Genomic DNA, 12,694 nt, shown 5'->3' on the forward strand with positions numbered 1-12,694 from the left:
CAGATGACAAAAACACAACTTATTGCAAAAGAAGGTTATAAAGGCACTGTTATTCTTGTATTGGCAGTGCTCATTTTTTTGTGGTGGGGATGGCATTTGCTTATATTTTTATCCTTTTTGGGGTTATTTTTGTGGTTGTTTATTTTTAGAAATCCCGAAAGGTTGGCATCTGATCCGTTTAACCCTATTTTAATCGCTCCTATTGATGGAGAAATTGTTAAAATTTATAATGACAATGAAAGAATTTGTATTTTAATTGATGTGAATTGGTTTGATGTGGGTGTTTTGAGAGCTCCAATAGGTATTTCAAATTATGAGGTTTCAAAAATAAATGGATTTTTTTTGAGATTTATTCAAGAATCTTTCAAAAATATTTTCAACACCAAAATTATTTTTTCTTCAAAACAAGATTATCATTTTGAAATGGAGCTTTATCCCCAAGTGTTTTCTTCTGCGAATATTTACGAAAAATCTGCTTTTGTTGCTAATGACAGGATGGGGTTTATGAAATTAGGGCAGTTAATGTTGCGATTTCCTGCTCAATTTTTGGATCTTAAAGCCAATGTTGGTGATAAAATTAAAGGCGGACAAACTCTCATAGGATATATCAAATGAATATAAATCCCTTATACGCGCTTCCTAATTTATTTACAGCAGGGAGTATCTTTTTAGGTATTATGAGCATTATGTTCTCATCTAATGCTATGTTTGAATGGTCTTGTTGGTTAATCCTTGCTTCAATGATACTTGATGGGCTTGATGGCAGAGTTGCCAGAATGACGCATACAACAAGCAAATTTGGAGTGGAATTTGATTCATTAGCAGATGTGGTTGCATTTGGTGTTGCTCCTGCGATGCTTGTGTATTTCTATATTGGCGGAGAATATGGAAGATATGGGATTGTTGTTTCAGGCTTATTTGTGATTTTTGGAGCTATCCGACTGGCCAGATTTAATATTGCTACTTCTGAAAGCGAGCCTAACTCTTTTGTAGGGCTTCCAATCCCATCAGCAGCAGTTTTGATAATGCTTTGGATATTAGTGGATATAAAATATAATCTTTTTGGTGTCGAATATGGCTATGCAATATTGATCGCTACTTTTATCTTGAGCATCCTGATGGTAAGCAATATTCGTTACCCGAGTTTTAAAAAAATCAAATGGAATCTTAAGTCATTTGTAATATTATTAATTCTTTTAGCTATAGCTTTTTTAAGACCTACAGAAGTTTTGAGTGTTTTAATGACCCTTTATGTGCTTTATGGAATTTTGCGTTGGATGTTTTTGATTGTGCGAATGTTTATAAAAAGATTTTAATATATTTTAATAAGAAATATCAAAGCAATTTTTAAGACAATAAAAGATAGACTTTAAAGAATTCTAAAAGGAGTGTTGAAATGAGGGTTTTTATCACAATTACTTATCATTGTAGCAAGAAAATTCACTCCACTCTTCTTCTGGACATTTGATACCTTAATTTAATTTTGCATATGTGTTAATGGATTGAAAATTCATTTAAATAAAAACAACTATAAGGATAACAAATGTCTCCTGTAATTAAAATTTTTGATACAACTTTAAGAGATGGCGAACAAAGCCCCGGTGCTTCAATGAATATTGAAGAAAAAATTAAAATTGCTAAACAGCTTGAAAAACTTGGTGTTGATATTATTGAAGCAGGTTTTGCCGCTTCTAGTCCGGGTGATTTTGAAGCTATTGATAGAATTTCTCAAATCATTGCTCAGAGTACTGTTTGCTCTTTGTCTCGCGCAATTGAAAAAGATATTTTATCTGCGGCAAATGCCTTAAAAAAAGCAAAATTTAAGCGCATCCATACATTTATTGCCACTTCTCCTATACATATGGAGTATAAGCTAAAAATGAAGCCTGATGAAGTTATTAAGCACGCTGCAAATGCCGTTGCTTATGCCAAAAGTATGGTGGATGATGTGCAATTTAGTTGTGAGGATGCTTGTAGAAGTGATATTGGGTTTTTAAAAGAAATTTTACAAGCTGTGATGGAAGCAGGCGCAACTACGCTTAATCTCCCTGATACAGTTGGATATGTCCTTCCTCATGAAATGGGAAAAATTATTAGCGAAATTGCAGAGTTTGTGAATAATAAAGCAGTGTTATCAGTGCATTGTCATAATGATTTAGGCTTAGCCGTTGCCAATTCAATCTATGGTGTGCAAAATGGTGCCAGACAAGTGGAATGCACTATTAACGGGCTAGGAGAGAGGGCGGGCAATACTGCGCTTGAAGAAGTTGTGATGATACTCAAAACCAGGAAGGAACTTTTTAATGGTTTAGATACAAAAATCAAAACTCAAGAGATTTATCCTTCCAGCAAGTTGGTTGCTGATATTACCGGAATTAGACCCCAACCCAACAAGGCAATAGTAGGTCAAAATGCTTTTGCTCATGAAAGTGGTATTCATCAAGATGGGATACTTAAAAATCCTGAAACGTATGAAATTATGAAGCCCCAAGATGTTGGTATTATCCAAACCGGATCTTTGGTAATGGGCAAACATTCAGGCAGGGCTGCATTTAGAGAAAAAATCAAAGCATTAGGGTTTAGTGTGAATGAAGAAGAATTGCAAAATGCTTTCGTTAGATTTAAAGCGCTTTGTGATAGCAAAAAACAAGTATTTGATGATGATATTCGAGCTATACTTAATGAAGAGACTACACATATTCCTCAAATATTTTCGCTTGAACTTACTCAAGTCAGTGCGAGTTCATCAGGGAAGTATTGCGCTGCTTTGAGTATCAAAAGAGATGGGATTGAATATAGTGATTGTGCATTAGGTAATGGTAGTGTCGATAGTATTCTCAAGGGGATTGATAGAATTAGTGGTATCAAGGGTAATCTCAAAGATTATCGTGTTGAGGCTCTTAGTAGCGGCAAAGACGCTCTGGCAAAAGTAGTAGTAAAAGTTGAATTTGAAGAAGGCAAGCCTGCAATTATAGGGCATGGGACTCATATTGATACCATGAGTGCTACTGCTAAGGCTTATGTTGCGGCGCTTAATAGCTATCTAAGCATGAAAGATTTAATAAGAGACAAAACGGGCACTATGAATCTATAAAGGCAAAAAATAAATTTATGAAGACACAAAGATTTTATATCCAAGGGATGACTTGTACAGCCTGTTCTACAGGAATTGAGCGTTCCTTAAAAAGAAAAAATTTTATTTTGGATATACAGGTCAATCTCCTCTCAAAAAGCGCCAAAGTCACTTATGATGAGAATAAGGTAACTTTAGATGAAATCTTTGCTTTAATTGCCAAATTAGGTTATCAAGCAAATATAGATGATTGTATAAGCCAAAATTTGAGTTTGATAGAAAAATTTGATAAAAAATTTCTCCCTCGTCAAATAAAATTGCCCTTAGGGATTATTTTTACTTTAGCTACACTTTATTTATCAATGTTTGGAATGTTTTTTCCCTCTTTTGTTCCAAATATTTTTCTTGATCCCAAGATAAATGGAGTTTTGCAATTATTTTTTACATTGATTGTGATGCATATAGGTAGAGGATTTTATATTAGGGGTATTGGGACACTTGTGCATGGAAGTCCCAATATGGATACTCTCATAGCAATTGGGACAAGTAGCGCGTTTTTTTATAGTTTTTATTTGCTTGTAAAGATTTTTATGGATTCCCCAATAGATGGGTTTTATTTTGAGAGTGTGTGCGTGATACTTACTTTTGTATTGATAGGCAAAGCTATTGAAAATAAATCCAAATTAAAAGCTACAGATTCTATCAAAAGATTAATTTCACATACAAGTAAAAGTGCTCTTAAAATACAGAATAATCAAGAGATTTGTATTGATATTGATAGGATTAGGATCGGGGATATTCTTAAGGTCTTGCCGGGTAGTCATATCCCTACAGATGGCATCATCCTTGAAAATGAAGTGAGTGTTGATGAGTCTATGCTGAGTGGCGAAGTATTTCCTGTTCTCAAACATTCAGGAGATGAGGTATATTCAGGCACTATCAATACAAATAAAGCATTTTTAATGCGCACGACCAAGAGTGCCAAAAATAGCACACTCAATCAAATTATCCATTTGATCCAAAATGCTCAAGAAAGTAAAGCCCCTATAGCACGAATAGCAGATAAGGTTTCTGCGATTTTTGTTCCTATTGTTATACTGATAGCTATTTTGGCCGGAATATTTTGGTGGGTTTATCAGGGTGATTTTGGTTGGGGGTTAGAGATTTTTGTTGGTGTGTTGGTGATTTCTTGTCCTTGTGCTCTGGGACTTGCCACGCCTATGTCAATCATGATAGGTGGGGGAAGGGCTGCTTATGGAGGGATATTTTTTAAAAATGCTAAATCATTAGAAAATACTCGCAAGGTAAGCACGATTGTTTTTGATAAAACCGGCACTTTAAGTATCGGCAAACCTTTGGTGCAAGAAGTTGTAATTTTTGATACTACAAAAACTACTGAAGAAATTATTGAACTTGCAAGTGGCGTAGAATTGGGGAGTGAGCATCCAATTGCTAAATCCATTATTCTTTATGCCAAAGAACGCCATATAGTCCCTAAGATTGCTAAAGATTTTGATGCAAAAGCAGGTTATGGTATCAGGGCAAATATAGATGGAAAGATTATTAAATTAGGCAATGAAGAGAATTTTTGTTTATCAAAACCTTTATCTGCACTCAAACAAGATGGTATTGTTGTTTTGGTAGGAGAAGAAGGTCAAAAAGACGATAAGGTTTTTGGGGCATTGATACTTAAAGATGAGCTTAAGCCCAATACGAAAGAATATATAGCTGTTTTAAAAGAAATGGGGATAAAAACAATTCTTTTGAGTGGAGATAATCTATCTAATGTCCAAGCAGCTGCTAATGAACTTCAAATAGATGAATTTATTGCTCAAGCTAAACCCCAAGACAAGCTTGAGAAAATAAAATCTCTCAAGAATAGGCATGAAATAGTGATGATGGTAGGAGATGGAATCAATGACGCTCCGGCTTTAGCCTTAGCAGATGTTTCATTGGTGATGAGTAAAGGAAGTGATGTGAGTATCCATACAGCCGATATTATAGCGTTTAACAATGATATTAAATCTGTTATCAATGCAATTTCTTTGAGTGAAGCAACGATAAAAAATATCAAAGAGAACTTATTTTGGGCTTTTTGCTATAATGTGATATTTATACCTTTGGCTTGTGGGGTAGCTTATGGGGCAGGTATTTTGCTTAACCCCATGATAGCCTCCTTAGCTATGAGTCTAAGCAGTTTAAGTGTGGTTGTCAATGCTCAAAGGCTTAGAAAATTTAAATTTAAGGATTAAAGATGAAAGAAACATTTCAAGTATCAGGAATGAGTTGCCAACATTGTGTAGATAAAATAGAGAAATTCATAGGTGAGATTGAGGGGGTGCAATTAGTGGATGTGGATTTGTCTAAAAAGATTGTAAATGTTGAATTTGAGGCGCCTGCTACCCAAAAAAGTATTTCTGATGCAATTCTTGATGCCGGTTATGAAGTGGATTGATGAAAAGGTTTTTAAAGCGATTTTATCCATATGTTAAAGATTATTATTTTTATTTTTTTATTGCATTTCTAGCTACGATTTTGACAGCTGCTTGCACGGCTTGGGGAACTTACTTGGTCAAGCCTGTTTTAGATGATATTTTTATCAAAAAAGATACCCATATGCTTGTTATTCTTCCATTTTTAGTTATAGGAGCTTATTTTGGTAAAAGTTTGGGGATGTATGTCCAAACTTATTTCATGAGTTATATTGGGTTAGATGTTGTGAGAAAGATTCGTAATCGTATGCTTGAGCGTCTCTTGGAAATGGAGATGAATTTTTTCAATAAAATGCGTAGTGGGGAATTGATTGCCAGGATTACAAATGATATTGGCTTGATTCGTGCGAGTGTTTCTAATTATTTAGCAGAGTTTGTGCGCGAACTTTTAACGGTCATAGGCTTAATTGGGGTTGTGATTTATCAAAGCCCTAAACTTGCTTTGGTAGGGTTGGTAATTATGCCCTTAGCTGCATATCCTTTAACAAGAATTATCAAAAAGATTAAAAAAATTTCTCGTCTAAATCAAGAAAAAAACTCTGATATTACCGCTAAACTTTCTGAAATATTTAATAATATTGAGATTATCAAAGCAAATAATGGAGAAAAATTAGAAAAGAAAAGTTTCAATGAAGAAAACCATAGATTTTTTAAATTAGGTCTTAAGGCAACGTTAATAGGACAACTATCTTCTCCGCTAATGGAGTTTTTGGGTTCAATTGCAATTGCTTTAGTAATTTATTTGGGTGGGAGTGAAGTGATTGCAGGCAAACTTAGCGCAGGAGCTTTTTTTTCTTTTATCACTGCACTTTTTATGCTTTATACGCCCTTTAAACGTTTGGTAAATATTGCTTCTTCATGGCAAGAGGCCTTGGTCGCCGGAGATAGAATTTTTGAAATTCTTGATAGAAAACCTGAGATTGTTGATGGTAAGGATATTTTATCAGCAACTATAAACAAAATTGAATTTAAAAATGTTTCTCTCAAATATGGTAATACTGAGGCATTGAAGAATATAAGCCTTGATTTTTGTAAAAATCAAATCATTGCTTTAGTGGGTAAAAGTGGTAGCGGCAAAAGCTCTTTGGTGAATTCTATTTTACGTCTTTATGAGCCTACAAATGGTGATATTTTTATCAATGGAGTTTCTATCGCTTCTTTTACGCAAAAAAGTATTCGTGATAATATTGCTATTGTTACACAAAGAATTTTTATTTTTAATGATAGCGTTGCTGCTAATGTTGCTTATGGAAATCATATTGATAAACAAAAAGTTATTGATAGTCTTAAAAAGGCGCATGCTTGGGATTTTGTATCGACTCTTGATAGGGGCATTGATACGATATTAGATGAATTTGGAGCTAATTTGAGTGGGGGAGAACGTCAAAGAATTGCAATTGCTAGAGCTATTTATAAAAATCCTGAAGTGCTTATTCTGGATGAGGCTACTTCTGCTTTGGATGCCAAAACTGAAGAAGCGATTAAAGATACCATTGCTTCTATACAAAAAGATAAAATTGTGATATTGATTGCTCATCGTCCAAGCACGATTGAATTAGCAGACAAAGTTTATCATTTTGAGAATGGTCATTTATTGAGAATTTCTTGAATATGCTACAATAATCAATAAGAAGTTAAAAATGAAATATAAAATAATATTTAATTTACTATTTATTTTTTTGGTAAATTTTCTTGATGCCAATATATCCGGAACAAAAAAAAGTGTTGATAGCCAATATAATCAATATCTCTTTTTTAATGGACTTTATGTTATGCTTGATGAAGAACTCAAAGTTTTTCTGTCTTTTAAGGCTAGGGAGGAGTTCCTATTAGTTCCTTTTGGTGTTATTTTAAATAAACTAAATTATTTTTTCCAAGATCAAATCCCGTCTTTGAGAAAGCCTTTAGAAACAAAGACAATTTCTTTTTATAAAAATTATTTCACTCCTGAAGAGATAAAAAAGTTACTTGATTTTTATCAAACCCCTGCAGGCACGCAATATTATTTAGCCAATAATGAAAGTATTCGTAAAATGATTATTGTGAGCGCTATTGGTCTTTCTCTTTTGAATAATGAAAGCCCAAGCATGGATGCAAAATATTTTAATCCTAATTTAAATGAATTTTTGAAAGTTAGTGGGATTTTAGAAGATATTCAATCAAGTTTTGTATATACGCTTGAGAGAAGCCAACAAATGGAGGGTAGGCAGCTTAGTGAAGAAGAAGCCACATTGTTAAAAAAGAAATTTGAAGCGATGTCCATAAAACCTTTTTTAAAACTTTCTGATAAAGATCTTAAAGAAATCATCAAATTTTTTAAAACCAATATTGCCAAGGAAATGGTTGTCAAAGAGAGGAAAATTATTGAAGTTGAAGACAAAGATGATGTTTTTGGTTATGACGATTATGAAAAAAGAGCCTTAGAATCTTTTATGTTATTTCTTAAAAATAATTTATCACATTAGTTGCCTTAGAGACAACAGAATCAAAATATACGAGAGAAATAAATGTAAATTGCTAAAAAATTAATTAGAATTACCACACAATATGCATCCTTAAAATGAGGACATCCTCTTAAGTTTTTAACAAACTTTGTTTGGTAAATCAAGAAATAATATGATGAACTCAAAATTTTTATGGCAATTCAAGGAGTTATTAAAAATATATAGAGGAATGAGAGAAATTAGATAATCTTGAAGTGAAGAGAAGAGACTATCTGCTAACTCAAGCGAGCATTAGCGTTCTTAGGTAGGGGATTATCTTGATATGTGAAATTATTGATAATAAAAATATTTTTTATTTAAAGATAGGTAAAAGAGACAGATTTATAAAGATTTTATCATTAGCTTTGTCATTCATATATCAATCTTAATCAAACAAAGTAATTTCTGCGCCCTTAAAAATATACTCACCATTTTGAGTTTTTTAGTGGCAATTTTTTCAAGTGTTTCGCTAATAATATCTTTATTAGGTGTGATCCCATTTTTTAGCAGGGGAATTGTTTCTAAACAAATATCATAAAAAGTAACTTTTTTACCTTGTAGATTAGATTTTTTAAGAAATAAAATAATAAAATATTTTGTTATTAATTTTAATGGAATATGAATTTTAAACTTATTCCATTTTTTAATATGGTATTTTTATGTGTTTTCATCATATTTGAAATTTTCATTGATAATTGGGATTAATGTATCAAATTTATTTCCTAATTCGTATAAAAATCCCATCTCAAGTCCGGCAATAGTAAGTTCTCCATAGATCTCTTCCGGACTTGCACCATTATCTCCGGCTATCAAGGCTTCAATGTGATTAAATATTGATTCAAAATTATCTCCTAATGATTCTTTAACCAATATTTTAGGATTCCTTACTTTTCTAAAATGCATAATAAGTTACCCGCTTAATGCCGTAAAAGGATTTTGAATTTTTTTAAAACTTGATTACCCATTGCTTTGTCTTATACTGCCTATATATTTAAATCCAATTTCTTGGGTATATTCTACAATTGTTTGCCATAATTGAGGGCTTGTTGAGTGTTTTTCCCACTTGTAATATTTTCTGCAGAAGCTTTGGTTTCTAAAATACAAATGGGTTTCCCATTCACAAAAAACGCGTAATTTGGAATTAAGATTTTATCTTTTTCTATCTTTGAATTTGAGCCTATAATGGCGGCAGTTTTTAATTTAATAGAAACTATAAAGCTTAAGGGTTGTTTTTTGTTGGCTCAAGAATAAACCCCGGTTCTTTTAATAGTGGGTTGATAATCTCTTTTCTAACTGCAGCTTCTTTGAAATCTTTCTCATCAATGAATTTTTATTTAGATTATAGCATTTCTCTTTTTGATATGATATTTGCTTTGATATTTTCTATGGTATTATGCGCGCCTTGAAAATTAGCCATTGCCTGTTTGAAGTTCCACAAAATCTTGATGCTACCGGCAATATCTTCGTTATATTCCTCAAGATCGTCAGTTGTTCGTGTTATTTTGCTGTAAATTTTTCCGGTTAAAATTATCAAATCTTGCACAGAAATAAAGATAAAACGTTTTATATCAGTTAGCACTTGCTTAGCCTAATTATATTTCAGTAATACCAGAATTAAAAAAGTGTATTTTTTAATTCAGTAATTCTTTTATTGGCCAGTTTTAAATATTGCGCATTGATTTCATAACCAATATAATTTCTATTCAGTTGTAATGCTGCTATAGCTGTCGTTCCACTACCTATAAAAGGATCAAGGATAATATCGTCTTCAAAACTGTAGAATTCTATCAATCTCCTTGGTAATTCTATAGGAAAAGGTGCCGGATGCCCTATTTTTTTAGCGCTGATGGCGTTAAATTGCCACACAGATTTACTCCATTGCATAAAATCATCCTTGCTAATAGAATCATTTTTATTATTTTTTTCTCTTTTAAAATCACCTTTACTAAAAATCAAAATATATTCATGAGTATCTCTCAATACAGGATTTGAAGCGCTTTTAAAACTTCCCCAAGCCATGCTAACTCCACTGCTGGCGCTTTTATCCCATATGATTTCGCCTCTCATCAAAAAACCAAGCTCCAACATCACTGTATTGATATGTGTTGTCAGAGGGATATAAGGTTTTCTACCTATATTAGCAACATTGATACAAACCCTGCCCCCTTCTACCAAAACTCTTTTTGTTTCTCTAAAAACATTTTTTAAAAATTCTAAATATTGATTCAAACTTAAATCTTCGTCATAATCTTTAGAAACATTATAAGGAGGTGAAGTTACCATTAAATGAATGCTATTATCAGGAATTTCATTCATTTGCTCACTGCTGTGATCATAAATTTGGTTCATTTTATCTTTTTGGATTAGGTTTTCATATTTTTTTTTATTTTTTTGGACAATGACACCTTCATAGAGTTTGGATTGATAAAATTTTTTAGAATCATGCCCAATTCTCTTGCTTACGCCAAATGAAGAAGTTTGAGTTTTGGCTTTCATTGATTTCATCTCTTTTTGAGTAGTTTTAAAAATTTTTCTGCAATTTGTATTTCATCATTATCAGAAGAAGATGATTCTTTGATTATTTTACCTAATTCTTTTTTGTCCAACATAGCAGAAAAATAATAAAAATCTTGGACTAAAATATCCTTTAGCATCTGATAAAATGATTCTAAGTTTTGAGGTGTTTGAAAATATTTTGATGGAGATTCTTTGTTGATATCTAAGTTTGGATTCATAGAAATCATTTTTTGCAAAACTCCATATTGTCCTAAATGATCTATTTTATGTAAATAATTATCACTTATATGTGAATTTCCCAAAACCACAATAGGGATATTTCGTGAAAGTTCAGAGCTAACCCGAATATTAATAGCTTTTCCAATAGCCTTTAAAACACTATCACTCCTCATTAACGAAGGCAAAGCCTTGTGTGTACGATAATCTCCAATAAATTTAATTTCATTTTTAAAAAATTCATAATTATGAACAATACTCATTTTTATTTCAAATATGATTTGTATGTCTTCAGGTTTTTGATAAATGCTATCCTTTTTACAAAAAGCGAGATCAGCTCGTGAATTTTTACTCAGTCCCGGTTTTTCGCAAACAACACCATTAATAGCAAACAAATTCAATTCTCCGGCTAAAGGTTCTAAAATCTTTTGACACCATGTTTCTGTATAATTTCCTATAAGAGAATTTCCGGATTGAAGCGTAGGGATATTTTCTTTGATTGTTTTTGGTATGTAAGCTAAAATTTTCCTTCAATTAAATAAAACAAATCATTTGCTGTGACAAATTTCCCCTTTAAAGCATTGATAAAAAAATTAATTTCATCTTCAATATCCCACATTTCATACCCTGCCATAGAATTTTCATAGCCGTAATTATAGCGTAATATCTCTTTATATAAAATCTTATTTAAATAATCCGAATATAATTTTGAATTAATATTATCTAACCTAAAATAAGGTTTTATATGCAAAAAAGTTTATTAAATTTTTTATTTGCTCTTGCTTGTGGGGTAATAGTAGCCAATCTTTATTATGCCCAACCAATCTTGTCTCAAATCGCTAATTCTTTGAATATTGGTGTTGAAAATATTGCTTTTATTACAACAATCACGCAAGTTGGCTATGCTTTGGGTATGTTTTTTCTTGTTCCTCTGCTGGATATTTTGGAAAATAAAAAACTTATTATTTCTATAATGATCTTGAATGTCATCGCTTTGTTTTTAACAGGATTTTCTCAGAATTTTTTGAGTCTTCTTGCTGTGTTTTTGATGGTGGGTATTTCAGCTTCAAGTGTTCAAATGATTGTTCCTTTTGGGGCTTCGATGGTCCCTGAAAATATTCGTGGGGCTACGGTTGGTAGAATTATGAGTGGGTTGCTTTTTGGAATTATGTTGGCTAGACCAATCTCAAGCTTTCTTTCGGGGCAAATAGGTTGGAGTGGTGTGTTTATTTTCTCTGCAACACTGGGTTTGTTATTGGTAATAGCTTTTTTATTGTTGATGCCCACAAAACAGCCTATGAATCGTATAAATTATTTTAAACTTCTTACTTCAATGGTAGATCTATTTTTGAATACTGCCCTTTTAAGGCAAAGAGGATTTTATCATTTTCTCGCATTTGGTGCTTTTTGTTTATTTTGGATTGTTTCCCCGCTTGTTTTGATTGAGAAATTTCATTTTAATACCAACCAAGTAGCTTTATTTGCTCTTATTGGTGTGGTGGGCGCATTGATTGCTCCTATAGCAGGGAGATTGGCAGATAGCGGGAGGAGTGAATGGGCAACAAAAATCGCGCTTTTGTCTGTAGGGCTGGCTATGATACTTGCCGGGATACCTATTCCAAATGCTTGGGGGAGTATTTTTTGGCTAGGGATTTGTGGGATTATTCTTGATTTTGGCGTGTCTTTGAATCTTGTAATAGGACAAAGAATTATTTATACACTTGGAGATAACATTCGTGCAAGATTGAATGCTCTTTATATGGTCATGTTTTTTATTGGCGGGGCATTAGGTTCTTATTTAGGCGCTTTTATATATGTTCATTGGGGTTATTCTATGGCATTTTTATTGGGAGGATTTATGGGATTGGCTGCATTATTTTTGTTTAGGTGGAATTTAAGGAAAAACCATTAAA

General features: G+C 32.5%; 12 protein-coding genes. 8 read left to right on the forward strand and 4 right to left on the reverse strand.

The window, feature by feature from the left end:
• Positions 1-3 precede the first annotated feature (3 nt).
• The 7 genes from BKH45_RS01345 (at position 4) to BKH45_RS01375 (ending at position 8,030) form a co-directional block, all read left to right on the forward strand.
• Positions 4-615 carry a phosphatidylserine decarboxylase gene (locus BKH45_RS01345; RefSeq protein ID WP_095273679.1) on the forward strand — a complete coding sequence of 204 codons (612 nt, stop codon included), beginning with the start codon at positions 4-6 and terminating at the stop codon, positions 613-615.
• Positions 612-1,316: a CDP-diacylglycerol--serine O-phosphatidyltransferase gene (gene pssA / locus BKH45_RS01350; protein ID WP_095273680.1), complete on the forward strand. Its 705-nt coding sequence runs from the start codon at positions 612-614 to the stop codon at positions 1,314-1,316. The genes BKH45_RS01345 and pssA overlap by 4 nt, the downstream gene beginning before the upstream one ends.
• Positions 1,317-1,543: 227 nt before the next feature.
• The gene (locus BKH45_RS01355) at positions 1,544-3,094 is read left to right on the forward strand and encodes a 2-isopropylmalate synthase (RefSeq protein WP_095273681.1); all 1,551 of its coding nucleotides are present in this window, start codon (positions 1,544-1,546) and stop codon (positions 3,092-3,094) included.
• Between the two features lie 17 nt (positions 3,095-3,111).
• A complete protein-coding gene (locus tag BKH45_RS01360; RefSeq protein ID WP_095273682.1) occupies positions 3,112-5,325 on the forward strand; it encodes a heavy metal translocating P-type ATPase in 2,214 nt (737 codons plus the stop codon).
• Positions 5,326-5,327: 2 nt separating this feature from the next.
• Positions 5,328-5,528 (forward strand): copper-binding metallochaperone CopP, encoded by a 201-nt coding sequence (copP, locus tag BKH45_RS01365; RefSeq protein ID WP_095273683.1) that lies wholly within the window; start codon positions 5,328-5,330, stop codon positions 5,526-5,528.
• On the forward strand, positions 5,528-7,174 hold the full coding sequence (locus BKH45_RS01370) for an ABC transporter ATP-binding protein (protein ID WP_095273684.1): 1,647 nt from the start codon (positions 5,528-5,530) through the stop codon (positions 7,172-7,174). The genes copP and BKH45_RS01370 overlap by 1 nt, the downstream gene beginning before the upstream one ends.
• Before the next feature lie 31 nt (positions 7,175-7,205).
• On the forward strand, positions 7,206-8,030 hold the full coding sequence (locus tag BKH45_RS01375; protein WP_095273685.1) for a DUF2059 domain-containing protein: 825 nt from the start codon (positions 7,206-7,208) through the stop codon (positions 8,028-8,030).
• Between the two features lie 675 nt (positions 8,031-8,705).
• On the opposite strand, the gene BKH45_RS01380 is transcribed toward BKH45_RS01375, so the two are convergent.
• From BKH45_RS01380 to BKH45_RS01395, 4 genes are all read right to left on the reverse strand, one after another.
• Complete coding sequence (locus BKH45_RS01380) at positions 8,706-8,951, reverse strand: hypothetical protein (protein ID WP_143428365.1); 246 nt, start codon at positions 8,949-8,951, stop codon at positions 8,706-8,708.
• Positions 8,952-9,387: 436 nt separating this feature from the next.
• Positions 9,388-9,627 carry a hypothetical protein gene (locus tag BKH45_RS01385; protein WP_095273687.1) on the reverse strand — a complete coding sequence of 80 codons (240 nt, stop codon included), beginning with the start codon at positions 9,625-9,627 and terminating at the stop codon, positions 9,388-9,390.
• A gap of 35 nt (positions 9,628-9,662) precedes the next feature.
• A complete protein-coding gene (locus BKH45_RS01390) occupies positions 9,663-10,544 on the reverse strand; it encodes a site-specific DNA-methyltransferase (RefSeq protein ID WP_095273688.1) in 882 nt (293 codons plus the stop codon).
• Between the two features lie 5 nt (positions 10,545-10,549).
• Positions 10,550-11,176, reverse strand: coding sequence for a hypothetical protein (locus BKH45_RS01395; protein ID WP_095273689.1), 627 nt, complete (start codon positions 11,174-11,176; stop codon positions 10,550-10,552).
• A gap of 350 nt (positions 11,177-11,526) precedes the next feature.
• On the opposite strand from BKH45_RS01395, the gene BKH45_RS01400 reads away from it, so the two are divergent.
• The gene (locus tag BKH45_RS01400; protein WP_095273690.1) at positions 11,527-12,693 is read left to right on the forward strand and encodes an MFS transporter; all 1,167 of its coding nucleotides are present in this window, start codon (positions 11,527-11,529) and stop codon (positions 12,691-12,693) included.
• The last annotated feature ends 1 nt before the right edge of the window (position 12,694 follow it).

This window comes from Helicobacter sp. 11S03491-1, from assembly GCF_002272835.1.
Classification (GTDB): Bacteria; Campylobacterota; Campylobacteria; order Campylobacterales; family Helicobacteraceae; genus Helicobacter_J.